Source organism: Anabaena lutea FACHB-196 (assembly GCF_014698305.1).
GTDB lineage: Bacteria > Cyanobacteriota > Cyanobacteriia > Cyanobacteriales > Nostocaceae > Anabaena > Anabaena lutea.
Genome location: NZ_JACJST010000005.1, coordinates 212,716 through 238,675 on the forward strand (window position 1 = coordinate 212,716; position 25,960 = coordinate 238,675).

The following is a 25,960-nucleotide window of genomic DNA, read 5'->3' on the forward strand; positions in this document are numbered from 1 at the left end:
AACAAGCTTGAAAAATGCAAACAACAAACACTAACAGCGGTTTTAGTATCAGTGCAACTTCTATCCGCCAACACATTGGTACACTCATGCTCACCTTGGCTGTGATCGTCATGGGCGTATTTTTCATCATTCGTTTACCTGTAGATTTGTTACCATCTATTACCTATCCCCGGATTGGGGTGCGGATAGAAGCCCCAGGAATTTCACCAGAAGTAGCAGTTGATGAAGTCACCAAACGTTTAGAAGAAGCCTTTTCCGCGACTGAAGGTGTAATTCAGGTGTTTTCCCAAACCCGTGAAGGTCAAATTAGTTTGGATTTATACTTTCGACCGGGAGGAAATATTGACCAAGCCCTCAATGATGCCACAGCGGCCTTTAACCGATCTAGAAACCGATTACCAGATAATATTCAAGAAGCACGGGTATTTAAAATAGATCCTTCCCAATTACCTGTTTATGAATTTGCGATCACTTCACCCACCCTTAAAGGTGTTGATTTACGAGTTTTTGCCGAAGAAGAACTAGCCCGTGAATTGGGTGTGGTAGAGGGAGTTGCTGGGGTCAGTGTATCGGGAGGAGTGAAAGAAGAAGTCAGGGTAAATATTGATTTAGACCGTCTCCAAGCCGTTGGTGTGGGTTTGACGGATGTACTCAATGAACTCCAAAACCGCAACCAAGATATTTCCGGTGGTCGGATTTTAGGAACAAATTCAGAAGCTTTAACCCGGACTGTGGGACGCTTCCAAAGTGCTGATGAACTTAATAATCTTTCCTTTGAAGTATCCGCGCCAAATTCTGATATCAAAAACCGTGTTTACTTGCGAGACTTTGCTGAAGTTATTGATGGGTCAGAAAAACAGCGAGTCTATGTTTTTCTCAATGGCGAAGAAGCGGTAAAAGTCAGCGTTCAAAAACAACCAGATGCTAACACCATCAACGTTGTCGATGGCGTGAAAAAACGTTTAGCAGAACTGCAAAAAGGGGGTGTGATTCCTCAAGAAGCAACTCTCACGGCTACCTTAGATGAATCCAAATTTATCCGTGATTCTATAGCTAATGTGACCACTTCGGGGTTAATTGGCTCAGGTTTAGCAGCGATCGCAGTTTTACTCTTTTTGGGTTCTTTACGTCAAACCTTTATTATTGTTGTCGCCATTCCCCTAGCATCTTTGACAGCAATTATCTTAATGGGGTTATTTGGCTTGTCACTTAACGTTTTTAGCTTAGGTGGTTTAGCATTAGGCGTGGGAATTGTGGTTGATAATTCCATCGTCATGTTAGAAAACATAGCTGAGGGAATTAGTCAAGTAAAAATTCGCAATCAAGACTCAAAATTATCAGCTGCATCAATTATTCAACAATCTGAAGACAGCAGCCGAGAAGTAGAATCAGCTTTAGTCGCTTCCACTAGTACTAATTTAGTTGCAGTATTGCCATTTTTATTAATCGGTGGTTTTATCTCATTACTCTTCAACGAGTTAATTCTCACCATCAGCTTTTCCGTAGCGGCTTCAATTTTAATCGCCGTTACCGTTGTTCCTATGCTGACATCGCGTTTATTAAGTTTACCCTTTTCCAGTTCCCTCAATAATTTTTGGCCACTGCGGGTATTTAATAGCCGTTTTGAGGCCGCGACAAGAGCTTATAGCAGTTTTTTAAGTGGGATATTGCGGTGGAGATTGTTGACAATTGCGATCACAATTATCTTATTAGGTGGTGGTAGTTGGTGGATAGCGCCTCAACTTCCCCAAGAAATTCTCCCCCGTATCAATACCGGACAAGTCAACTTAATTGCCCAGTTTCCCCCCGGTATACCCTTAGAAACTAACCAAAAAGTCATGAAAGCTGTAGATGACATTCTCCGTCAACAGCCAGAAACAGAATATGTATTTTCTACAGTTGGTGGTTTTCTCTTTGGTAACAATAGCAGTGCTAACCCTCTGCGAAGTTCCAGCAACATTACCCTCAAACCAGGCTCAAACGTAGAGACTTATGTTGAACGTGTCACCAAAGAGTTTAGCAAGCTTAACTTAGTAGATATTCGTCTCCGTATCACCCCTGGTCAAGTGCGGGGTTTAATTCTCAACAACTCTCCTGTCCGTAACGCTGATGTTGACATCATTCTCCAAGGGAATGACTCCAACACTTTGGAACAAGCCGGTCGGGAATTATTAGCAAATTTAGAACAAAAAGCCACCGCAGTCCGATTCCGTCCTGAGGCAGATGCGCGTCAACCAGAAATTCAGATATTACCCGACTGGGAACGAGTTGCAAAAGTTGGTTTAAACACCAAAGATATTGGAGACACAATCCAGACCGCAATTGAAGGTAGTATACCCACCCAGCTACAACGCAATAACCGTTTAGTTGATGTCCGAGTACAGTTAAACGAAGCTTCCGTACAATCAACTTCTCAGTTAGAGAGATTACCTTTATTTGTGGAAGGTAATCAACAAATCCGTTTGAGTGATGTAGCAAAAATAGCCGAAGCCCAAGCACCAGGAGAAATTCAACGGATTAATCAGCGTCAAGTCTTCCTAATTGCGGGTAATTTGGCAGAAGGAGCAAGCCTAACTAAAGCATTAGAACAGGTAGATCAAGTCCTCAGCAGTACAAATTTCCCCCAAGGGGTGAGTCTTTTACCCAGTGCGACAGCTGAATCTAATCAAGAACTACAAAACTCGCTGCAAGTGTTAGGAGGATTAGCTATCTTCTTAGTCTTTGTCGTCATGGCTGTGCAGTACAATTCCCTCGTAGACCCTTTGGTAATTTTGTTTACTATTCCTCTAGCATTAGCTGGAGGTATTTTTGGGCTTTATATTACTGAAACTGCCATTGGCGCAACAGTAGTTGTTGGTGCGGTCTTGTTAGTAGGTATTGTGGTTAACAACGCCATTATTATGGTGGAACTAGCTAATCAACTTCGGGAACGAGAACACATTGACCGCAAAACCGCAATTTTAAAAGCCGCACCCCAACGTTTACGCCCGATTTTAATGACAACCATTACGACTGTTTTAGGTATGTTCCCTCTCGCTTTGGGAATTGGAGAAGGTTCAGAATTTCTCCAACCATTGGGTGTGGTCGTATTTTCTGGTTTGTCTTTAGCAACGTTGCTAACGCTGTTTATAATTCCCTGTTTTTATACTTTGCTACACGATGTAATCGGTGGACGTTGGGCAAAACCCATATACATTAGGCTGCGGATTTGGAAAAAGAAGTATCAGTAAAAGTAGGGGCGTATTGCAATACGCCCCTACACCAATTCCCTATAAACTGCCATTGTTTCTTGATTTACACGGGCAATACTGAGCGACTCTAAATTTTCCTGTGACCGATGTTTCCAATCTTGGAGAATATCTGGGTTACTTAATAGCTTAACTAAGGCTTCAGCTAAAGCTTGACTATTTTGAGCCGGTACTAAAACGCCAGCTTGACCATGATCTAAGGCTTCGGGGATGCCATCTACCTCTGTAGCAATAATAGCAGTCCCGGCTTCCCTGGCTTCTGAAAGCACAAGAGGACATGGGTCACGGTGAGAAGCAAGAACAAAAATATCACAAGAGAGTAAATAGCCTTGCGGTTCTGGTTGAAATCCTTCAAAATGGATGCGATCGCTCACAGAAGTGGCTTGTGCTTGTGCTGCAAACATTTCTATATCGGGACCATTTCCCACTAGATAAAGATGCGCTGTGGGGAAATCCTGGGCAATTTGCTCAAAAGCAGCGATTAATTCGGTGATACCTTTACGTTTATACATTCCCGCTACAGTTGCGATCGCAGGATGTTGTAAATTTAAAGGTTGATAATCTGATATTTGTCGAGTGCGAGGACTCCCCAACGTACCATTGCGTACTACCCGTAACTTATTCTCAGGAATACCACGTCGCACCATTGAAGTTTGCACAGCCTGACTAACAGCAATTACCCTATCTGCTAAACCCATTAACAAACTAGAACGCTGGAATTCATTGTGGACTGTGGAAATTAAAGCATACCTATTTCTTAGTCTCAAGATACTTGCTAAAACTATCCCAGTCATCATATGAGCATGAACAATATCGGGCTGAAACTGTTGTACAATTTTCCCATAAGCCCTCGCTGCTTTAATAATATTTATTGGGTTTCGACTTTGGTCTATTTCGTAGTGTTTGACACCATATTTATATAATAATGTTTCATATTCTCCCCCACCGGAAATTACAGCGACATCATGACCATTTTTGGCTTGTAAACAGGCAATGTCTACAGCTACATTGACAATGCCATTACCGATTTCTTGAACATGATTCAATATATGGATAATTCTCATAATCTTGGAAATTGGTGTTGAAAATTTTTAATTAAGTAGAAAGGCACAAATAAAGATAACTATGTAATTTAATATGAGATTATATGTCATGCAGGAAATAAACCCACCATACTTCTAGTACCGCTTTCTCGGAATTAACAATTAAAAATGAAAAAAGTAGATTAAACAGGCTTTTTCAGTATTTTTAATTGTTGCTTAACTTACGCCGTGTTGTACTAGTGGAAAATCAAGCTACAAAATTTTTTCAAATCTGTAGCCTAAACATTTGGACGTAATTCATTACATCCGCTGATCTGAACTAAATAAGCACAATCGAAAAGAAAACAAGTATCCTTATTTTCTTCTTCTGCCAAAGTTAATGTTATTCATCAGTTTTAGGTTATTGCAATCTTTATTTCTGCTCGATTATATACAGCCTGATTTTATTTTTTATATTTTTATAAATGTAATTGAACTCATCCCCATATTCTCTGATAGTGCAATCAGTGAAAACTATTTTGGTGTCATAACTGAGAAAAATTTAGATATATTGCGGACGGAGATTGCTACAGCTTGATAGGGTGGGTTAGGCGCACAAAATAAGATAACAAACATCAAAATTTGCTCATGTTGTTTCGTAACCGACTCTTTATCCGGATAACAAAGATGGGTTGAAACTTGCTATAGTGCAGTTATATCCGCGTGTTTATATCTAACCTAAGTTTGAGAAAATGTTTAGAAAGCCATAAACCTTACCAAAAGACCTCTATTAGGACTTACGCAAAATATAACTGAAAACCTGATTCTTGCGTAGTAGTAGTTCATGAATTACCACTACGTTCGTTCGGTTTTGCGTAAATCCTGTCTATAATAAGGACGAGAAAATGACGAGTTTAGGGAAAATAAACTCGAAATTCACGGTTTCAAGGGTCAAAATTGATTCCTGACTCCTCTTCTTAAACTAGCCACTTACGTTGATGTCCTCAGAAGACGTTGTTCGGCATTTTCAACAACCAACATCAATAATTGAAAATAGCTGGACTGTCAGGCAGTTATGGATTTATGATTGATGATCGTGAGTTTTTTTCAGAAAATTGGAGAAACTATGAACGCTCAAGAAATTATTCGCTCGATTGAAGCGGAACAACTAAGGTCAGATTTGCCCGTAATTTATGTGGGCGACACAGTCAAGGTAGGAGTAAAAATTAAAGAAGGCGATAAATACCGCGTCCAACCTTATGAAGGAGTGGTAATCGCTAGACGCAACGGCGGAATTAATGAAACCATCACCGTCCGCAAGGTTTTCCAAGGTGTCGGCGTTGAGCGCGTATTTTTGTTGCATTCTCCTCGGATTGACAGTATCAAAGTATTGCGACGTGGTAAAGTGCGACGTGCTAAACTATATTACCTGCGCGATCGCGTCGGCAAAGCCACCCGGATTAAACAACGGTTTGACCGCTCTTTGTGATTCAATCCGCCAAAGCGAGGAGAGAAATCTCAGCCTCCAAGCGGCATCTGCCGCTCACTTGCTTTCCCAAGAAAATTAAGTTATAATCAAAGTCGAAATTGCGTTAAACTAAAAAAGTTCAGCGCAATGACTGGAACAAAGACAGCTTGTGCGCTCTTAGTTCAGTTGGTAGAACGCAGGTCTCCAAAACCTGATGTCGGGGGTTCAAGTCCTCCAGGGCGCGCTTAAAAGCAAAAAATATAGCCCGAAACGAAAACGCATCTGCCAAAATGGCAGTTAGTGTTGATAATTTCGGGTATAATTATTTTTGCTTGCAGCTTATTTGTTTCCATTAAATGGGGTCGAAGCTGTAAACCTTGACGAAAACTAGCAAGGTGTAGCTATGTAAGAAACGGGGGGGATAACAACCGTGGCCAAAAAAAATGAAGCAGAAATGCCAGAAACCGGAAATGGGTTCAGCTTGAACAATTTCTTCCAAGGAACAAAAGAAGAACTTGAAAAAGTAGTTTGGCCCAGTCGGCAGCAGTTGGTGAGTGAATCAGCAGCTGTGTTGTTAATGGTGACACTCTCCGCATCTTTGATATATTTGGTCGATGGATTGTTTGCTTGGGCAGCAAAACAGGTATTCTGATGACTTTTGCAACAGACGAACCACTGGATACGTTGCAGTCAGAGGAAGCACTAGAAACAGCGATCAAGGAAGCACGCTGGTATGCAGTGCAAGTAGCCTCAGGCTGTGAGAAGCGCGTGAAGACCAACTTAGAGCAGCGCATCCAAACCTTTGATGTCGCTGACAAAATCATTCAGGTGGAAATTCCACACACGCCAGCGGTGAAAATCCGAAAAGATGGTAGCCGCCAGCACACAGAAGAAAAGGTTTTTCCTGGTTACGTGCTAGTGCGGTTAATCTTAGATCCGGCAACTAAGCAAATTCCCGATGATACTTGGCAGGTGGTACGAAATACCTCTCACGTAATCAATTTTGTGGGAGCAGAACAAAAACGTGGTACCGGCAAGGGTCGCGGACACGTGAAACCAGTACCACTGAGCAATTCAGAAGTAGAACGTATATTCAAACAAACCAGTGAACAAGAGCCATTAGTCAAAATTGACATGGCTACAGGTGATAAAATCATTGTACTTTCTGGTCCATTTAAGGACTTTGAAGGCGAGGTGATTGAAGTTTCGCCAGAACGAAGTAAGCTAAAAGCTCTACTCTCGATTTTCGGACGAGATACACCAGTAGAATTGGAATTTAATCAGGTAGAAAAACAGAGCTAAATCCAAATGGCGAAGAAAGTAGTAGCGGTCATTAAACTGGCCCTGAATGCTGGAAAAGCCAACCCAGCACCGCCAGTAGGCCCAGCATTGGGTCAACATGGCGTTAACATCATGATGTTCTGCAAAGAGTACAATGCCAAAACAGCAGACCAAGCTGGGATGGTAATACCTGTAGAAATTTCGGTTTTTGAAGATCGGAGTTTTACATTTGTACTCAAAACACCTCCAGCATCAGTATTGATTCGCAAGGCAGCGAAAATTGAGCGCGGATCTAATGAACCTAACAAAAAGAAAGTTGGGAGCATTACCAGAGCGCAATTGAGAGAAATTGCTCAAACCAAACTTCCTGACCTCAATGCCAACGATATCGACGCGGCAATGAATATTGTGGAAGGAACCGCCAAAAATATGGGCGTGACTGTAGCAGACTAATTTTGAATTTGGCATTGGGAGTTAAAAACTCAGTTTCAATCCAAAATCTAAAATCCAAAATTTAATTGGGGGAGAAGCGCAACTTCGATATCACCCCAGGAGCAGAAAATGGCAAAGAAAATATCACGCCGATTAGAGGCGTTGCAAGATAAAGTAGAAGACAGAGACTATACACCTATAGAGGCTTTAGCTCTGTTAAAAGAGACAGCAACAGCTAAATTCCCCGAAGCCGCAGAAGCACATATCCGGCTAGGAATTGACCCGAAATATACAGACCAACAGTTGCGGACAACAGTAGCATTGCCTAAGGGTACTGGACAAATCATCCGGGTAGCAGTGATTGCTAGAGGTGAAAAAGTCAACGAAGCTACAAATGCTGGTGCTGATATCGCTGGTTCAGAAGAATTAATTGACGAAATCCAAAAAGGGCGGATGGATTTTGACAAGCTGATTGCTACACCAGATGTGATGCCACAAGTAGCAAAGCTTGGTAAGTTACTAGGTCCCCGTGGTTTGATGCCCTCACCCAAAGGTGGAACTGTGACATTTGACGTAGCAAGTGCGATCGCAGAATTCAAAGCAGGTAAATTAGAATTCCGTGCTGATCGAACTGGGATTGTCCATGTTATGTTTGGTAAGGCATCCTTTACCCCTGAAGATTTGTTAGTCAACCTCAAAGCTTTGCAAGAGACAATTGACCGTAACCGTCCTTCAGGAGCCAAAGGTCGTTATTGGCGCACATTTTACGTTTCTGCTACTATGGGTCCATCGATTAAGATCGACATTAGCGCCCTACGAGATTTAAAACTGACTGAAGCTGCATAATTTTAGATTTGAGAGTTGAGATTTTAGATTGAGCGTTGGTAAATAGGCAACTGAATTTTTTGCTTCATTATCAACCTTTAATTTCAAATCCAAAATCCAAAATCCAAAATCCAAAATTTAATAGAGCCGGAGACAGCAGGTGCTAACAGCTTAATATCCTGCCTAGGTTGATGCTTTGATTGCCTGACTTTTTATCAACATATATGTATGATAACTGCGGCATTAAAAGTACTACTGTGAAACCCCGGCTAAGATAGCTGGGGTTAATTGTTTTCGGTTAGTCAGTAAACAGTTAAACAGTGAACAGTGAACAGTAAATAATAATAACTGATAACTGATAACTGATAAAATTTTGCCCTTGGAGGTGAAAAAAGTATGGGTCGAACTTTAGAAAACAAAAAAGAGATTGTCGCTGATCTCAAAGAGACTTTGAGTGAATCAACTTTAGCACTGGTAATTGATTATCAGGGTTTAACAGTTGCTGAAATTAGTGACTTACGGCGGCGTTTACGTCCTAGTGGCACAGTTTGTAAGGTGACGAAAAACACCTTTATGGGCATTGCCATTCAAGATCAAGAAAAATGGCAGCCATTGTCGGAATTGCTCAAAGGTTCTTCCGCTTTTTTGCTAGTCAAAGAAGATTTCTCATCTGCAATTAAAAGTTACCAAGAGTTCCAAAAAGTTACCAAGAAGACAGAACTTCGTGGTGGCGTTATGGACGGTCGCCTGCTGAAAGAAACTGATGTCAAGGCTTTAGGAGACTTGCCATCTAAGGAACAACTCATGGCGCAAATTGCTGGAGCTATCAACGCTTTGGCTACCAAAGTTGCTGTGGGTATCAACGAAGTTCCCAGTTCTTTGGCTCGTGCCTTGCAGGCTGTGGCTGAGAAAGAACAAGGTGGTAGCACAGAAAGTACAGAAAGTGCTGACAGTGCTGAAAGCGCTAGTGAGTAATTGGTAGTGGGTAATAGTTATTTTCTAATGACAAATTACCAATCATCAACAACCAATCATCAACAAAAAATTCAAAATTATTTAGGAGTCATAATCAATGTCTGCTGCAACCGAACAAATTTTAGAACAACTGAAAACATTGACCTTGCTCGAAGCTTCTGAATTAGTTAAGCAAATTGAAGAAGCTTTTGGAGTAAGTGCTGCTCCAGCTGCTGGTGGAATGATGATGATGGCTGCTCCTGGTGCTGCTGCTGCTGAAGTAGTAGAAGAAAAAACCGAGTTTGATGCAATTTTAGAGTCAGTTCCAGCTGATAAGAAGATTGCTGTCCTGAAGATTGTCCGTGAAATCACAGGTTTGGGTCTGAAAGAAGCTAAAGACTTGGTAGAAGCTGCTCCTAAGCCAGTTAAGGAAGCTGTAGCTAAGGAAGCTGCTGAAGATATCAAGAAACGTATCGAAGAAGCTGGCGGTAAAGTCACCATTAAGTAATTTGTAATTATAAATTACTTGATCTTTTTTGAGTGAGGAGTCTGATTCAGGCTCCTTTTTTTATTGATAAATGTCTGAATCAGGATACTCAGAATTTAAGGATGTACAGGATGAAAAAAATCCAGTGAAGATAACTACATTACATCCTCGACAAATGTCTGAATCAGGATGATCAGGATTTAAGGATGTACAGGATGAAAAAAATCCAGTGAAGATAACTACATTACATCCTCGACAAATGTCTGAATCAGGATGCTTAGGATTTAAGGATGTACAGGATGAAAAAAACCAGTGAAGATAACTACATTTAATCCTGTAAATCCTCTATTCTTGTGAATCCTGATTCAGAGGATAAAGATGAAAAAAATCCAGTGAAGATAACTACATTAAATCCTGTAAATCTTGATTTAGAATTTAACATTGTTTTGCGTTCGCCGGATTCACAAAATCATGTAAATCTGCATCCCAAATACTAATGTAAATAAAATCACAGTTTTGCCGGACTATCTGACCTTTAACAGAACCTTTACTAAACTGGAAATTATCTAACTGACGCTGTTGTACCTGTTTTAGTCCTTGCTGAATTTCTCCTGTCGCTTGTCCACCTAACATTCCATTCAATGTTGACTGCATGAGTTGGGGGTTTACTGTTTGGGCAAAAGCTGCCTCAGTTTGCCGCAAAACTCCAGATTTACGGTCAAATAAGTAACCTAAATCAATTTGGTTTGGTACTACCTTATAAGTGACAGCACGAGTATTACTCCACAAGCCTCTTAAATCTTTTTTCTTTCCAAGTGTTGCTTCTACGGTGCTTCTTGATGTACCTGTAGGAAATGCTGGCACAGTTTGACTGATATTATTAGCATTTAATTGATTACTTAAATCTTGTTTTTTCTGATCTGGCTTTTTCTGGGAAGCGGTAGATACATCTACTGTGGGGACTGCTTCCGGTTGAACCTGATTATCTTCTGTTTCGGGTGGTAGTGTTGATATGACTGTCGGAGTAGGAGTAGCTTGACTAACAGGTTCTTCGACTGGTCTTGGTGTCAATGCCTCTGAAGCAGTGTCCTCCGGTGCAGGATTAGAAATAATTTGCTGTTGCGTTGAGGGTCTAGGTGCAACTGGACTTGGGGAAGGTTGCTCAAAAACAGGAGAATTTGTGGGTAAAACACTAGGAGTTGGCAGTTCCGGTGAGACAGTCGGATTAGTAGCAATGGGGACAGCGGGTTCTTGCTGACGGTTAATGCTAGAAATAGCTGCATTCGTGACTAAACTTATCACTAACAAACTACCAACAATCAAAGCTGGTTTTTGCCAGTTTTCAGAATTGTTAGCTGTTTTGATGACGGGAATTTTGGGAGATGAAGATATTGGCTGAGTGGGCTGAATGGTAGCAGGGGGTGGGCTGAGGCTGATTGTAGCCCTAGTAGTGGGAGACTGTGAGGGGATAACACTGGGAGATTGTAAAGCGTATAGCATTTTACTGGCAGTGCTATAGCGATCGCTCGGACGTGGTTCAATTGCTTGAGAGAGTACCCTAAATAATTCTGGGGATATACCAGAAGCGTATTGTTGCCACAGTATTTGCCCCGTCTGGGGGTGAGTTTCTAATTCTTGGGGTTGTTTACCAGTGAGTAGATAAATCGCCGTTAAGCCTAAGCTATAGATATCAGTAGCATAAACTGGACGACCAATGGCTTGCTCACTCGGCATATACCCTGGTGTCCCTATGACTAGGGATTGCAGGGGCTGTCCTGAAGGATTAATGACAGTACGGATAGTTTCCTTAACTGCACCAAAATCAATTAAAACTGGTTTGTTATCTTGATGGCGAAGGATAATATTATCAGGCTTGATATCTCGATGAATAATGCCTTTACTGTGGACATAATCTAAAACTGACAGCAAGCTTAAAAGAATTTCCCGAACAGTTGTTTCAGCTATATATCCTTTAGCTTCAACCATTTGCGTTAGCGTTTGACCTTGAATCCATTCTTGAACGAGGTAAAACTGCCCATTTTCAGGAAAGTAAGCGTAGAGTTTAGGAATTTGGTCACTAGCTTCACCTAGATGTTCCAAAGTAGCAGCTTCTCGTTTAAACCTGTCTTGAATTATTTGATAGGTTTTTGCATCATTGCTAATCGGTTTGAGTTGCTTGATAACGCACCGACGAAGAGAAGGCATATGGGTATCTTCGGCTAGAAAGGTTTCACCAAACCCACCAGCACCGAGTACCTGAATAACTTGATAGCGATTGTTTAGCAGTGTTTGTGTCATGCTCGGTTACAAACGACAACCCTTCCCAATGTATACCAGATACTTTGATGATGTAGAGATGAGATGTATCCGATACGAGACATTTGGAAAAATTGTCGCTTATTAACTGTACCGAGAAGAAAGATTTAGTCTAAACTTGCTGAGTATGGTTTGTATTAAAACCATCCATTAACTGTATAATCACTGTAGTGATTTATTTTCCCCTGCTCAAACAGCAATATCAAGGCGGGATGAGAGTAGATAGTATTTTTTCTCCAAGCATCTAACCAAACCAAACCTAAATGAAAATTTACCCCATCAAACTTACACTAACTATCATCTCATCTGTTAGCTTAATCACCCTACTAGCGGGGAAAGTGGCTGCTATCACAGAACCACCTTTACAGATTGCTAATTACCCAGCTACAACCATTGCTCAAACTGAGACAAAACCGGATCTTGACTTACTAGCTAAAACTATAAGGGACTTTTTCCAGAGCGATCGCTATCTCACTGAATCTGAATCCCTTTTAACTGCTAAGACGAACGGTTTTGATATCATATTTAAGATTAAAACTAAAACTATCGCCCAGTCAGGTAAAAAATTTCGCTCGGAAATTACTTTGAGACAACAGGGAGAATCAAAACAGATCAACTATTTAGTAATTTCTGATGGGAAAAAAGTTTGGATTTACAAACCTGATTTGAAACAATATGCTGTAACTTCCTATGCTGCTTTCAATGAATCATTTTTTATAGGTCTTTCATCCTTAATGTTTGTAGAAATTCCAGAAGATGCTAGAGAAGAAATTGCTCAAGCTGAGAACAGCCAATCCATTGTACAAGGATTTGGCTTGACTAACCTAAAGGAATTACAACAGGAAAAACGTACAGTTGTTGGTGAGGAGTTATCTATCTATACTTATAAAAATTCAAAAGATGGCTTGACCTTTAGTGGTTTCATTCAACCACAAACTGCAAACCTCAAGCAACTAGAAATGAGGGGTAACAGCGAAGGGTTAGACATTATGATAACAGAAAAAATCTTGGCAAGAACAACCGCTCCAGCTATAGACGCTCAAACTTTCACTTTTACACCACCAGAAGGGGTAAAAAAAGTAAGCTCTATTTCTATCTCACCATTTTAAAGATGTAACAAGAGGGAATAGGAAAGATCATCAGAGCATTATTTGTTATTGATAAACAACCTTATTTCCTCAAATATCTCAGGTTATAACAGTCTTGATAGGCGATATAGTCTATTTATATCTGATATCTCTAATAGCCATACTTTCGTTTCTTATTTGCAGATTGAGTAGCCCTTGATTCTAAGGTAAATTCTGGAATTTCTTCAAGTTCAGCTTCACTTAAATTATACTGTTCACAAACTAAACTTAAGCGATTTCCAGGAGTTTTCACAGCATTAACAGAGTGGGTTAAATCACCTTGAAAGTAAACCAAGGTGTTAGTTTGCGGTTTAATTTGTCCAATTTGGCGTTTAGGGGATTTTAGCACCAATTCTCCTCCCTCCATGTTTTCTGGTACACGCACATAGAGAACACTGACAAGGTGAGGTGGTTCAATGGTTTTGCAGTAAGAACGCAAAGAACGATCTATGTGCGGATCAACACGAGAGCCTTCTTTTAGCAGCAACGGATTGAGATAAAAAGCATTACAGTTAGGCTGGATTGCTAAATCCAAATAAGGCTTAAAAAAAGGAAATTTTTGTTCAACTGTTTTTAATCCCTGACGCTGAAACACTACAGAAAAGCCTTTGGTGTTGATAAAATCGCGGTTGAGGTTGTTGATAGCAAAATAAGGACTAGCTTGGATTTCTCCCCACAAGTCATTAAGGTAATTATTAGGTAAAACGCTTGTTTGTAGTTGATAATATTTCACGATGAATAGAAGAAAATATTCCAGTATTTAGTGAGATCAATAAATTTGTTATCAACCACGCAAAATTCGTTCAATCATCTGATTTGCTTGAGAAGAATAACCACCACCAAACAAATTAAAATGATTTAAAACGTGATAAAGATTATAGATAGTTTTTCGTTTTTCGTATCCTGAATTTAAGGGAAACACCTCTTTATAACCTTGATAAAAAGTCGGTGGAAACCCACCAAAAAGTTCTGTCATTGCTATATCAACTTCTCTATCACCAAAATAAGTTGCCGGATCAAAAATCACTGGTTCACCATCAACTGTACAACCTACATTTCCTCCCCATAAATCACCATGTACTAAAGATGGTTGGAGATGATGATCTGCCAATAATTCTGGGATAGCGGCTAATAACTTATCTTTGAGAGGGAAACTTCCACCACGTCGCGTTGCTAACTGAAATTGATAACCTAAGCGATGTTTAGTATAAAATTCTGCCCAATCATCAGTCCAAGTATTAATTTGTGGTGTTGAACCAATAGTATTATTCATATCCCAGCCAAAACCCTTTTGACTGGTAACTTTGTGCATTGCTGCTAATTTACGCCCCATTTCTTGCCAAGATTTGCTATCACTATCTCGCATTTCTAGCCATTCCAACACAATATAACTAGAATTGCTCGCAGTTCCCCAACATAAAGGTTGAGGAACAAGGATTGTATTGGTATGATACATTTGCTGTAAACCCAGCATTTCGGCTTCAAACATCCTCACTTGGGATGCTTGGTTAAGCTTAACAAAGTAAGTCAGCTTACCATCACTCACAGCATAACCTTGATTAATACACCCACCGCTTACGGATAAATGTTGCTGAGTGTGGAATTTTTGGCCAGTCACTTGGCTAATATGAGTATCAATTTCTTGCCAAATCATAGTTTGTTAGTTATGGAGGCGAATTAAAACTCGCCCTTACTTGTCAGTTGTTAAGAAGAGATTACCAATGGATATTGTAAAATTAAGGACGGGGTTTACCCTACGCTGGTTTGATGACAACTACACCATAAGCATTGGGGGAAAGATATTGTTGTGCTGCTTGTAGAAGATGATTTGCATCCTGGGCTTGAATATAATCTGGGTAGTTAAATGCAGGTTCTAAATCACCAATTAAAGATTGATAATAACCATATAAGCCAGCGCGATCGCTTGGGGTTTCATTCCCAAACACAAATCTATTGGCTACACGTCGCCGCACACGGGCAATTTCCGACTCTTTTACCATCTCTGTTTGTAGTATATGCAGATGTTGTGCGATCGCTTCCTCTACTACTACTAAATTTTCTACATCACACTTTGCTGAAATAGTAAATACACCTTGCAACAAATTACTCATATTACTCACAGAAATTGAAGATACCAATCCCCGTTCTTCTCGTAAATCCTGGACTAACCTTGATGTGCGTCCATGTCCTAAAATTCCCGCGACAACGTCAAGTGCATAAGTTTCATTTAACTCCATCAAACCAGGTACTCGCCAAATCATCACCAACCTGGCTTGCTGGAGACTTTCATCAATAAATTCCCCACGGACAATTTCTGTAAAGGCTGGTTCAGGAATAACTGTTTCCCGTTCCCCCTTCACAGTTGAAAATTCCCTATTTTTACCCAATCCCTCAGCTACAATTTCTACTAATTCTTCTACAGGTAAATTACCCACAGCTACCGCAGTAATTGATTGCGGTTGGTACCAATGAGCATGAAAATCCCGCATTTGTTGCGGTTTAACTTGAGAAATTACCTCTTCTGGCCCCAGTACCGGACGACGGTAGGGTAAAGAATCAAAAGCAGTTTCCATTACTCGGCGAAAAGTACGACGACGGGGATTATCTTCTGAACGCCTGATTTCTTCCAGAACTACCAAACGTTCCCGTTCAAAAGCATCATCAGGAATACTTGCATTAAATACAACGTCCATTTGTAACGGAGCGAGTTCCGCAAAGTCCTGAGGAGCGGTATTTATATAGTAATGAGTGTAATCTTGGCTCGTAGCCGCATTAGTCACCGCACCCCGTTCTTCAATTCGCCGTTCAAATTCACCACTAACTAATTGCTGTGTTCCTTTAAAAATCATATGCTCTAAAAAGTGAGCCATTCCGTTAATAGCGTCTGACTCTACAGCAGAGCCAATTTTTACCCATAAGCTGAGGTTCACTGCTTCCACGGGCATTTGTTCGGCGATAATTGTTAAACCATTAGGTAAATGATGTAGCGTTGGCGCATTCAGGCGAGGAAATTTCAGTAAAGTGGATGTCATTGGTAGTGGTGAGGTGAAGAGCTAGGTTACTTCTTATATCTTACAACCCCCTCGATGGTGTAAACCCTGTAGAGAAGTTTCAATTTAGACTAGCCACTTCTTTAAAAAGTGGGGGATATTGTTGTTCATCGTTAAAATCTTATTTATCTAAATAATCCTATTGATTGCAAACTGCTAACTAACTCAGCAATACCTTGTGCAGCTAGTCCAACACCAACAGCTAAAGCAGATGCAATTTCAATAATTTTTAGCAACCCACTTGACTTATATTTTGCATCATCTAAATCATCTTTTTGATTTTTAATTTCAATAACTATATGATTATCTTTGTGATTTAGAGAATCAACTAAATTCTCCATTTTTTTAATATGTTGCTCTTGTGTAGAGATACGTTTTTTGAGATTTTCTAACTTACTATCTATCTGAGTTTTGACTTCACCAATTTTTTCTTTACACTCCTCTACATTAGTTTCACGAGTTTGAATTGCTGCTTCTACACTAGCAATTAAGTTATTATCTGAATTTGCATAAACTCCTTTACTACTTTTCAGCATCTTCAGTTTTTCCTGAAGACTTTCCATATCTTCCTGATACTCTTTTTGTGATTCTCCCAAGGTTTCAATTTGTTGACTATTATCTTTAATTTCACTTTCTAAATCTTGGCGATCATTATATTCCATTTGTGACATAATTCTTAATATCAATTATTTCTTAATTTCCCTAAACATATCTTGCAAATCCATTAAATCTATGCTATTCAGAAAATCTATCATTACTTGGCAATCATGAGCAATATTTCTCAATTCTTCCGCTTCAGTATTAGTGGTAAAATGTAATTGTGCTTTAGCAAGTAACTGTGATAATTCCTGAAATTTAGATATTATTATCTGCTGTTCTTGCTGCATTGAAACAACAGTTTTTAATGGTGAACTTCCAGATTTTTCTAATTCAGAAATCCAGCCAGGAGTAAAAATTAGTTCTTCATATATTTTTAACAATTGTAAATAAGCATGATTGAACCTTATAGCCTGATTTGCTAAAGTTTCGTAAGATAAAACTAGATTTTTAACTGCTATATCCAAAATGATTTTCTCCTATTTATAAATTTCATAAATTGTAGGTTGGGTAGAGCGATAGCGAAACCCAACATTGTATAAAACTTCTTGAAACGTTGGGTTTCCTTACGTCAACCCAACCTACAAATGTACTATTTTCTCATATTTGTAAATCACGTTTAACCTTATTAATTTTTGCTTGCTGAATAGCTAAACTCAATACTTCCGTTAACTTATCTTGTAATTCTCGTTTCTCATTTTGCAAACGCTTTAGAATCTCTTTTAAAGAGAAATCTTCAACATCAGTAATACGTCTTTGTTCATAATCAAGATTGTCTTTTAGTTTTTGAATATCTGCAACCTGTGATTCTCTACCTAAAATCTGGGCTAAATTTATAATCTGTTGCTGAATAGTTTGCATCTGACGAGATGTTTTTTGCCAAAGTTGTTTATAATGACTGCGACGAATTTTATTATTCTTATCCAATACTTCTTGATAAGATTTGTCAAATATATCCAACCTTTGATTTACCAAAGATTCTAAGTCTACCAAATCTGTTAAAGTTAAATCAGCAGCAAGTTGTAAATATTTAAAACTGCGAATATTATTCGCATCAATTCTTCTATCTATTTGCAGTGATAACTCATCGGGAACAGGGTTTAAATCAAAACGTAACTCTCCAGCTAACCGATGAAAGATTTCCTGTTTTAAATTTGATAATAAGAGTTGTAATTCTGTGCAACCTTGGGAAACTTCCTGCAATTCTTCCCGAATATCAGTTAAACTTTGATTGTATTCTTTGTACAATCTTTGATATTCTTGTAAAGCAGTGCTGAGTAAAGTTTCCTGACCTTTAATATACCAAGTGCGAGATTTTATAAAATTCCTAATTTTATCATTTGTAATTGAACTTTCTACCCCTAACTTCTCCTTAGCACTATTTTCATAAGGAATTTTCACCGGGTGGGGACGATACCAACCTTCCATATATAAAAAAGATTCACCAGGTTGTAACCGTGCAATTTCTTCCATTTGTGATTGGTCTAAAAGCATCGCTTGGCCAATATCTTTTCTATCATCTGCTGACACCAAACGATGAGCAATTTTCACATTTGTAGTTTTGACAACTTCTGCTGCTACTCCTGTGGGTAACTGGTCAGCAATAATAATTGCTTCTCTTAATGCTCGCATTTCTGCTAACATTCTTGTGACATAATTTGCAGCTTCTTGTTTTGTATTTGCATCTTCACCAGAAGAAGTACCTAAATTTCTCCCTACTAAGTTATGCGCTTCTTCTAATAATATAATATGTTCAGGATTTCCGGCTTTTTCTGTACGTTGACGCTTGATATATTCGCGGATTTTTGTTAGCAAAAAGAACGTCATTAAGTTTGCTTGGTCTTGGTTTAAATAGTCTAATTCTAAAATTGTGGGATATTGCAATAAATCAGCAATTGTGGGACTACTACGTTGAGTATTCAACATTGCACCCACACCGCGTTTTAACAAACTCCCAATTCTCACTTCTAAAGCAGTTTTCAGGTTAGATTTTACCTCACCTGCGTAATCTTTAGTTTCAAATAAAGCGGTGATTTTATCATATAAATCCCGCATGGTAGGAATTGGTAAATTTTCTGGTGTTCCCTCTTCGCTTCCCGTCCATTCCCGGTGATAATATATTTCTTCCAATGCTTCGGAAAGCAAAGCGGGTAAGGGACCAGAAAGGGGTAACGCACCCCGAAATGAAGCTTCTAAATTAGAAATGTGTTCATAAAAAGGAACTCCTGCGGAAACTTCAAAGGGATTAAAACGGAAAGGGGAAATTAAATCATTTCCTAAAGTGTAAACTCTTAATTCTTGGGTGAGAATTTTTAAAGATTTGAGAAATTCTAAATCAGCGCGAGTAAATTTACTCAGATTAGGATTAATAGCCAAAAGTGAACGATATTCAGTTTTTGCAGGTTCAAATACTAAAAATGGGATTCCATGACTCCACAACTGAGTTAGTAAATTAAAAGCTGTGGTTGTTTTTCCACTTCCGGGAACACCACAAATAAAAGCGTGTTTATTCAGTTGTTTTAATTCAATTTGAATTTTGTTTTCTTCACCTCGGTTAATTTCATAACCACCAAAATCAATCCATTGTTTATCTTTATCTAAACTGGTAATATCATTTTCTTGACTAATTCCCGCTACAGGTGCATCACTGGGTACAACTATACGAAATAAACCACTAATTTCATTTAATGTTGCGTAGCGGTGTAAAGGTTTTAAATCTAAGACGCGCACACTACCTTTACCTGTGATTGAATCACCTCCAAATTCTGCTTCTCCCAGTCCTTTATCCCATTCTTCCCAATGGGTAGCGGTGGAAAGTTTTCCTGATTGGGTAGCTGCAAGACTGTCTGTAAATGTGGGATGATTGGGAGTGAGAATAATAGTCCGGTAGCGGCTTTTTTTCGTTCCACTTAGTAATAATGTTCCTAAAACGCTGCGAACTGCTAACTCATTTTTTCCCAAAACTTTGAAGCTATAACGAAATAAACTTTCTGTTAAGTAAGAAAATTGATATTTTTCGTAAATACGAGAAACTAATTGCGCGTTTCTGTCTCCTTCTTTAGCAGAACTCAAACTAGAACTGCTACTCGCTTGTCGCAGTTGGGATAACATTTGATCTAACGCATTTATCCAACTAGATTTCTCTTGTAATGTGGTGGTATCTGGTTGCAAAGTTATTTCTAATATCATGGAACTATTGAAACGAGAAATAACTTGACAAACTACTAACATATCGTTAGCTTCATCTGCTTCTAATTGCAATGGTACATAATAATTTGGTAGTCCTTTTGTATTTAGTGATGCTAAAGAATCTTTGGGACGAGTGCTGATAATTTCTTCGTGTTTTATTGCTTCACCAATACAGTCTACCCAATTGAGATTTTGAAGTTGGGGAACTTCTGTTTGTAATTCAATTTTATAAAATTGGTTGAGAAATCCATCTGTGATAATTTTTTTAATATCTTCAGCTATTTGAGTTTCAGTATCTGGTGAAATAGGTTGTGATTGACTGACGACTAAATAAATACCCAGTCTTTTATCGAAGGGTAAACCGGGTGTGTAGCGATAGCGTATGGAAAAGGTGAGGTTATAAACTCTACCTATATCGCTGAGAAGGAGTAAGAAGTCTTTTTGACTGCTGAGAACTTTTTGACGTACTTCTTGTCCGTATTGGGAGGTGTATTTTTGGGATTTTAGATCGGGGAGTTGGGGTATTTGGAAGATTAGGGGGAACATGGTTGAATAATTAAATTGATAATAGATTTAATATCTTTTGTTTTTCATCATTAAGTCTATGTTGTTCACTAGATTTTTTACTAATAGTTTCTCGTCGGCTTTTTTGAGAACCTTCAAAGAATTCTCCACATATTTGAATAGCTACAAATTCAAATATAACACCAAGTATAATTGAACCAATAATAATCCCTCCCCAGTGCATCATAATATGAATTAAAAAAGCCATAATAAATGAAGCAAAGGGAGATATTTTTAGTAGTAAATTAATTTGTTCAAGATTTGCTTGTTCATTGTCAATCTTTTTATCTAGAGGAGCTAATTTATCTTGTATGTAACCTTTATAAAATTTGTTTACTTCGTATTTTGATCGTGATAATTCATCATGCAAATACTGTAAATAATTATCTAAAATTAAATCATATTGGTCATTTTCTTCTATGTTTATATAGGGAATAGTATTAAAAGTATTATTTACAATTATTTTTGTATACACCAAAAAATTGGTAGATTGGATTTGTTCTAGTTGTTTATCAAGGTTAGATTTTAAATCTAGTGTTGCTTTGTATCTGTTTTCACATAATTCCTTCTTTGTATTTATTTCATTTCTGAGGTTATTTAAAAAAAGCTGGCAATCATTCTTTACTTTATTCCTATGTAATGTTGGCAACATAGTTACTAAGTTATTTGCCATATCTTTCAACTTTTTGTATAAATTAGATGTATAGTAAGATGTAGAACGCTTATTTGAATTAAATTCTTCTTGGATTAAAGATATAGCTGTTAATAAATCTGGCTGATAATATTGATTAAAGTTACTTAGCAATGAACCATCTATTTTCGATAAATTATCAGCAGCAATTTTTCTAGTGTTAGAATTATTACTCTGTAAACAATGAACTTGAGTTTCAACCAATATAGCAATATTCTCTTTACTGACACTGGGATTTATTATTTGACTATATGCTTCTTGACAAGCAACTAATTCAAATAATTCATTTTCATCTACTTCTGATGCAGAACTTCCCATATTTTCTGCTCTTTGTAAAGCCTGATTAGTTTCTCTGATAGCTCGTAAAAATAAAGCATTAAATACTTTGATAATTATTGATTTAGAATTATCCACTATTGCTAAAAGTGCATGAACACCCAAGCCTGTCTTTTTTATATCAGTAAAATTTTGACCTTGCGCTTTTATAGATGCTGTTTCTGATCTGAGCTTTTCTAAATCTCCATATATCCAAAAATTTAAATAATCTCCAAAATCATTACTTGATAACAAATTTTTGTCTCCAATTCTTTTAATTTTACCCTGTACTATCTTTTCAGCAAGACTCTTAGGTTCTACCGTTAAGTGTCGAGATACAGCAATAAAATCAAACTTCAGATTTTCAATAGTCGTCGCAGCAGACCAGCAAATTAAATCCGTTTTTCCTGACTGCGCTTGCTCACTTAGAATCGCCAACAAATCATCACTTTGCTTTAATCTTTCCCTAGTATCTGCATCTTTAATCTTGCCAAAAGCCTGAATAGTTAAAGCTACCACTGCTTCTAACTTAATATTTTTCAATATCTCTACAAATGCCTCAACAGGTGGTGGATCACTTATCGCTAAAGCCTCAAATAAATCAATTTGTTCCCCTGCATTTTGACATTCCCGGAAAGCGTTAATGATTTCAGCAGCAGTTCTGAGGCTTGAGTAATCCATACTGTTGGTAGATGTGACAATTTATTTGTATATAAAATATCACATATCACCGCGTCATAATAAAGCGCTTATACTTAATTAACAATTGTTGAAAAATAATGAATGTCTCCAGATCCCAGACTGCTCAAATGAAGATCCAATTTGTAATTTACCAAAATTCCCAAACCTAGGCGATATTATATCCTATTTATGCATTTTCATTGAATCATGTGGTTTTAATATCTATAATAGATTTATCTTCGTTTCTAAAAGGATTTGACCATGAAAATAGAAGAAAAATCAACACTCTATGAAACTGATTATCAAGAATGGATAGAAACTACATTACAGCATTTACGTAGGCAAAATTTTAATCACTTAGATTTAGAGCATCTCATTGAAGAAATTGAAGCAATGGGTAAAAGTGATAAACGAGAATTACAAAATAGACTAATAATTTTACTAATGCACTTATTAAAATGGAAATATCAACCAGAAAATCAATCTAATAGTTGGTTATCTACCATTGATGAACAACGTCGTCAAATTTCATTTATTTTTGAAGATAGTCCTAGCTTAGAAAAAAATTATCTAACTACGGTATTTGATAAATGTTATCAAATGGCTCGAAAATCAGCTAGTAAAGAAACTAAATTACCTATTAGCGAATTTCCTGAAAACTGCCCTTTTGCTCAAAGTGAAATTTTCGATTTTGATTTTTATCCCTAATCTTTATTTATAGGAGTTTTGACACCATGATAACTGTAAAGACTTTGTACGAAACTGACTTTAATCTCTGGTTAGAAGAAACTGCAATTCTCCTGAAAAAAGGAGAACTAGACCAATTAGATATCGAAAATTTACTTGAAGAAATTGAAGGGATGAGTCGCAAAGAAAAAGATGCTTTAGAAAGTAATCTAATTCGGGTAATTCAACATTTACTTAAGTGGCATTATCAACCACAAAAACGCTCTCCCAGTTGGTCTTATACCATTATTGAACACTCTCGCAGACTAAATAAAGCTTTTAAAAATAGTCCTAGTCTGAAGCCTTACTTCGATGCTGTATTTAATGAATGTTATAATGAAGCTTGTAAAGCTGCTGCTGTTGAAACTCAACTTCCTTTAACTACTTTTCCTGAATCATGTCCCTTTACCAAGTCTGATATTTTGGATGTTAATGTTGATGATTATTTGATTAACTAATATTGTCACTATCTATTTCAAAAGGTAATTTTTCAAAATTTTTAATCCTTTGATTCGATAAAGTAGGGGTTTAGCCTTGCTAAACCCTTACAACTACTAACCCACTACCACACCCCTACATTTTGATCAACTTTTTGCCATTGGTGGAAAAACAGAAATACTCCTTGGTGCTTCAGACGAGGGTAAGAATTTCTCTACCAATAATTGTTGGTAAGTATTTAAAGAATCTTGCCAATTCTGAACTAGTTGTTGCAAGTCCTGTATTTTTTCTGCTGGGGTGTTACCAGCAAGAGGATAGTTGAAGTTACCAGAAAATAAAATAGCTGGTGCTTGCTTGTCAGGAAACTGAACATTTACTTGGTTGATACCCAAGTTTAGTGTTCCCCGTTTTAAAGGATAAGTTAACTGCAAAGTAGCATTCACTTTTCCTTCTCCAAATTGCTGCCATGAACCTGGTGCTAAAAGTTTACCGCTTATGTACTGGTATGCATCAGCTTCTGAGTCAAAGGTAGTAAATCCTCTAGGGTTAATCCCCACGGTTTGATACTCTACTTGGGATAGTTTGTCTATGAGGTTTTGAGTAATTTTAGGTACTAGTACTTCTGCTGCTGGTTTTGTTCCTATACTCTCCAATAATGTTACGCTATTAGGCTGGGCAACGATTCCTAAGCCATTGGTAAAAAAAATCTGGACTACACCATTGGTATAAGCTGGTTGTTTTGCTAACTCCCAATCTGCGGGAATAACTCCTGTGTATTTCAAGAAATCAGGAGTCAGAACGGTGGGATTGAGATTTTTGGCGATAATAACGATCGCTAATTCTTGGATTTCAAAATTTTGGCTCATAAACCTATGTGCTTTTTGACATTACTAATACTGTATACCCAAATACAAGTATAAATATAGCGTTTCCTAAAATTGATTCTCGCACTTCCTTCTTGTCTTTGCCCGATTTAATTTAAAATTATGAGTAGTAATATTAAGAATTGTAAAATTAAGTATCAATGCCTAGTCTTTCCCTTAACAAAAATCAATCCCGCGTTATTGTCGTTGGTGCGGGTATAGGTGGACTTACCGCCGGTGCATTATTGGCACATAGAGGTTATAGCGTCTTAATTCTTGATCAGGCTTTAGTTCCCGGTGGTTGTGCTTCCACCTTTAAACGTCAAGGCTTTACCTTTGATGTGGGTGCAACTCAAGTTGCAGGTTTAGAACCTGGGGGAATTCATCACCGCATTTTCTCAGAATTAAATATAGATTTACCAGAAGCAACGCCTTGTGACCCTGCTTGTGCGGTTTATCTCCCTGGGGAGTCTACACCCATCAATGTCTGGCGTGATTCTCAAAAATGGCAGGAAGAACGCCAAAAACAATTTCCTGGTAGTGAACCTTTTTGGCAATTATTAACAACTTTATTTAATGCTAGTTGGGAATTTCAAGGACGTGATCCTGTTTTACCACCCCGTAATTTATGGGATTTAGGACAATTAATCCAAGCGGTGCGTCCGAGTACGTTGATAACTGCACCTTTCACTTTGTTTACTGTGGGAGATGCTTTACGGTTATGTGGTTTAGGGAGTGATTCCCGACTGCGGACGTTTTTGGATTTACAACTCAAGTTGTATTCGCAAGTGAGTGCGGAAGAAACGGCTTTGCTTTATGCTGCAACAGCGTTGAGTGTTTCCCAATTACCCCAAGGATTGTTTCACCTCCAGGGTAGTATGCAAGTGTTGAGCGATCGCTTGGTAGAATCTTTAGAACGAGACGGTGGTAAGTTATTAATGCGCCACACCGTCGAAAAAATCAACGTTGAAAATGGTAAAGCTAACGCTGTAGTTATTAAAAATCAGAAAACCGGCGAAGTTTGGACAGAATCGGCAGATCATGTAGTTGCTAATGTCACTGTCCAGAATTTAGTAGAATTATTAGGAGAAAATGCTCCTTCTGGATATAAACAAAGAGTAGCCAAACTACCTCCAACTTCCGGTGCATTTGTAGTTTATTTGGGTGTAGAGAAGAGTGCAATTCCTGCTGATTGTCCGCCTCATCTACAATTTCTATATGATATCAACGGACCAATAGGTGAGAATAATTCCCTGTTTGTATCTGTGAGTCATGAAGGAGATGGCCGCGCACCGGAAGGAAAAGCCACAATTATTGCTTCTTCTTTTGTTGATTTTACTCCCTGGTGGAATACTCAAGATTATGAAGGGTTAAAACAAAAATTTACCCAAGATGCAATATCTAAACTTTCACAATATTTCTATTTAAAGCCAGAAACTATCATTTATGTAGAAGCTGCCACACCTAAAACTTTTGCTCATTTTACCGGCAGAGAAAGCGGTATTGTTGGTGGTATTGGTCAAAGAATTCCTACTTTTGGCCCCTTTGGTTTTGCTAATCGTACACCTATTAATAATTTGTGGTTAGTTGGTGATTCAACTCATCCAGGGGAAGGAACTGCGGGGGTGAGTTATTCGGCGTTGACGGTAGTTAGACAAATTCAAGCTCAAAATTAATGGTTAAGCA

Annotated in this window: 22 protein-coding genes, 1 tRNA gene and 1 other annotated feature; of the genes, 13 read left to right on the plus strand and 10 right to left on the minus strand. The window is 38.2% G+C overall.

Features of this window, described 5'->3' with window-relative positions:
- Positions 1-14 precede the first annotated feature (14 nt).
- The gene (locus H6G59_RS07975; RefSeq protein ID WP_190713164.1) at positions 15-3,230 is read left to right on the plus strand and encodes an efflux RND transporter permease subunit; all 3,216 of its coding nucleotides are present in this window, start codon (positions 15-17) and stop codon (positions 3,228-3,230) included.
- Positions 3,231-3,256: 26 nt separating this feature from the next.
- On the opposite strand, the gene H6G59_RS07980 is transcribed toward H6G59_RS07975, so the two are convergent.
- A complete protein-coding gene (locus tag H6G59_RS07980; protein ID WP_190713166.1) occupies positions 3,257-4,312 on the minus strand; it encodes a glycosyltransferase family 4 protein in 1,056 nt (351 codons plus the stop codon).
- 1,084 nt (positions 4,313-5,396) lie between these two features.
- Between H6G59_RS07980 and rplS the strand changes: the two genes are divergently transcribed.
- The 8 genes from rplS to rplL all read left to right on the plus strand — a co-directional run bounded on the left by rplS (position 5,397) and on the right by rplL (position 9,738).
- The gene (gene rplS / locus H6G59_RS07985; RefSeq protein ID WP_190713168.1) at positions 5,397-5,759 is read left to right on the plus strand and encodes a 50S ribosomal protein L19; all 363 of its coding nucleotides are present in this window, start codon (positions 5,397-5,399) and stop codon (positions 5,757-5,759) included.
- Positions 5,760-5,909: 150 nt separating this feature from the next.
- Positions 5,910-5,982: transfer RNA gene (locus H6G59_RS07990), tRNA-Trp, on the plus strand.
- Between the two features lie 186 nt (positions 5,983-6,168).
- Entirely contained in the window at positions 6,169-6,390 is a 222-nt protein-coding gene (gene secE / locus H6G59_RS07995; protein ID WP_127053427.1) for a preprotein translocase subunit SecE, read from the plus strand.
- Entirely contained in the window at positions 6,390-7,040 is a 651-nt protein-coding gene (nusG, locus tag H6G59_RS08000) for a transcription termination/antitermination protein NusG (protein WP_190713170.1), read from the plus strand. The genes secE and nusG overlap by 1 nt, the downstream gene beginning before the upstream one ends.
- A 6-nt stretch (positions 7,041-7,046) precedes the next feature.
- Complete coding sequence (rplK, locus tag H6G59_RS08005; protein ID WP_016950740.1) at positions 7,047-7,472, plus strand: 50S ribosomal protein L11; 426 nt, start codon at positions 7,047-7,049, stop codon at positions 7,470-7,472.
- Positions 7,473-7,580: 108 nt separating this feature from the next.
- On the plus strand, positions 7,581-8,297 hold the full coding sequence (gene rplA, locus H6G59_RS08010) for a 50S ribosomal protein L1 (protein ID WP_190713172.1): 717 nt from the start codon (positions 7,581-7,583) through the stop codon (positions 8,295-8,297).
- Positions 8,298-8,405: 108 nt separating this feature from the next.
- Positions 8,406-8,575 (plus strand) — a sequence feature (ribosomal protein L10 leader region).
- A 97-nt stretch (positions 8,576-8,672) separates the two neighbouring features.
- Entirely contained in the window at positions 8,673-9,251 is a 579-nt protein-coding gene (gene rplJ / locus H6G59_RS08015) for a 50S ribosomal protein L10 (RefSeq protein ID WP_190713174.1), read from the plus strand.
- Positions 9,252-9,348: 97 nt separating this feature from the next.
- Positions 9,349-9,738 carry a 50S ribosomal protein L7/L12 gene (gene rplL, locus H6G59_RS08020; RefSeq protein WP_190713176.1) on the plus strand — a complete coding sequence of 130 codons (390 nt, stop codon included), beginning with the start codon at positions 9,349-9,351 and terminating at the stop codon, positions 9,736-9,738.
- Between the two features lie 414 nt (positions 9,739-10,152).
- Here rplL and H6G59_RS08025 read toward each other — a convergent pair whose 3' ends face one another.
- On the minus strand, positions 10,153-12,015 hold the full coding sequence (locus H6G59_RS08025; protein WP_190713178.1) for a serine/threonine-protein kinase: 1,863 nt from the start codon (positions 12,013-12,015) through the stop codon (positions 10,153-10,155).
- 281 nt (positions 12,016-12,296) lie between these two features.
- Here H6G59_RS08025 and H6G59_RS08030 point away from each other — a divergent pair, with 281 nt between their 5' ends.
- Positions 12,297-13,142, plus strand: a complete 846-nt coding sequence (locus H6G59_RS08030; RefSeq protein WP_190713180.1) for a LolA family protein — start codon at positions 12,297-12,299, stop codon at positions 13,140-13,142.
- Positions 13,143-13,272: 130 nt separating this feature from the next.
- Here H6G59_RS08030 and H6G59_RS08035 read toward each other — a convergent pair whose 3' ends face one another.
- The 7 genes from H6G59_RS08035 to H6G59_RS08065 all read right to left on the minus strand — a co-directional run bounded on the left by H6G59_RS08035 (position 13,273) and on the right by H6G59_RS08065 (position 22,247).
- Entirely contained in the window at positions 13,273-13,893 is a 621-nt protein-coding gene (locus H6G59_RS08035) for a 2OG-Fe(II) oxygenase (RefSeq protein WP_190713182.1), read from the minus strand.
- A gap of 51 nt (positions 13,894-13,944) precedes the next feature.
- The gene (locus H6G59_RS08040; RefSeq protein ID WP_190713184.1) at positions 13,945-14,814 is read right to left on the minus strand and encodes a fructosamine kinase family protein; all 870 of its coding nucleotides are present in this window, start codon (positions 14,812-14,814) and stop codon (positions 13,945-13,947) included.
- Positions 14,815-14,914: 100 nt separating this feature from the next.
- Positions 14,915-16,192: a M16 family metallopeptidase gene (locus tag H6G59_RS08045; RefSeq protein WP_190713185.1), complete on the minus strand. Its 1,278-nt coding sequence runs from the start codon at positions 16,190-16,192 to the stop codon at positions 14,915-14,917.
- Between the two features lie 143 nt (positions 16,193-16,335).
- Positions 16,336-16,881 (minus strand): hypothetical protein, encoded by a 546-nt coding sequence (locus H6G59_RS08050; protein WP_242038817.1) that lies wholly within the window; start codon positions 16,879-16,881, stop codon positions 16,336-16,338.
- Between the two features lie 15 nt (positions 16,882-16,896).
- Entirely contained in the window at positions 16,897-17,274 is a 378-nt protein-coding gene (locus H6G59_RS08055) for a hypothetical protein (RefSeq protein ID WP_190713187.1), read from the minus strand.
- Between the two features lie 133 nt (positions 17,275-17,407).
- The gene (locus H6G59_RS08060) at positions 17,408-20,542 is read right to left on the minus strand and encodes an ATP-binding protein (RefSeq protein WP_190713189.1); all 3,135 of its coding nucleotides are present in this window, start codon (positions 20,540-20,542) and stop codon (positions 17,408-17,410) included.
- A gap of 10 nt (positions 20,543-20,552) precedes the next feature.
- On the minus strand, positions 20,553-22,247 hold the full coding sequence (locus H6G59_RS08065; RefSeq protein WP_190713191.1) for a hypothetical protein: 1,695 nt from the start codon (positions 22,245-22,247) through the stop codon (positions 20,553-20,555).
- Between the two features lie 261 nt (positions 22,248-22,508).
- On the opposite strand from H6G59_RS08065, the gene H6G59_RS08070 reads away from it, so the two are divergent.
- Together H6G59_RS08070 and H6G59_RS08075 are read left to right on the plus strand one after the other, a co-directional pair.
- Positions 22,509-22,955 (plus strand): DUF29 domain-containing protein, encoded by a 447-nt coding sequence (locus H6G59_RS08070; protein ID WP_190713193.1) that lies wholly within the window; start codon positions 22,509-22,511, stop codon positions 22,953-22,955.
- A gap of 26 nt (positions 22,956-22,981) precedes the next feature.
- Positions 22,982-23,431: a DUF29 domain-containing protein gene (locus H6G59_RS08075; RefSeq protein WP_190713195.1), complete on the plus strand. Its 450-nt coding sequence runs from the start codon at positions 22,982-22,984 to the stop codon at positions 23,429-23,431.
- Between the two features lie 126 nt (positions 23,432-23,557).
- On the opposite strand, the gene H6G59_RS08080 is transcribed toward H6G59_RS08075, so the two are convergent.
- On the minus strand, positions 23,558-24,277 hold the full coding sequence (locus H6G59_RS08080; protein ID WP_190713197.1) for a hypothetical protein: 720 nt from the start codon (positions 24,275-24,277) through the stop codon (positions 23,558-23,560).
- A 158-nt stretch (positions 24,278-24,435) separates the two neighbouring features.
- Between H6G59_RS08080 and crtD the strand changes: the two genes are divergently transcribed.
- A complete protein-coding gene (gene crtD / locus H6G59_RS08085; protein WP_190713199.1) occupies positions 24,436-25,950 on the plus strand; it encodes a C-3',4' desaturase CrtD in 1,515 nt (504 codons plus the stop codon).
- Positions 25,951-25,960 lie beyond the last annotated feature (10 nt).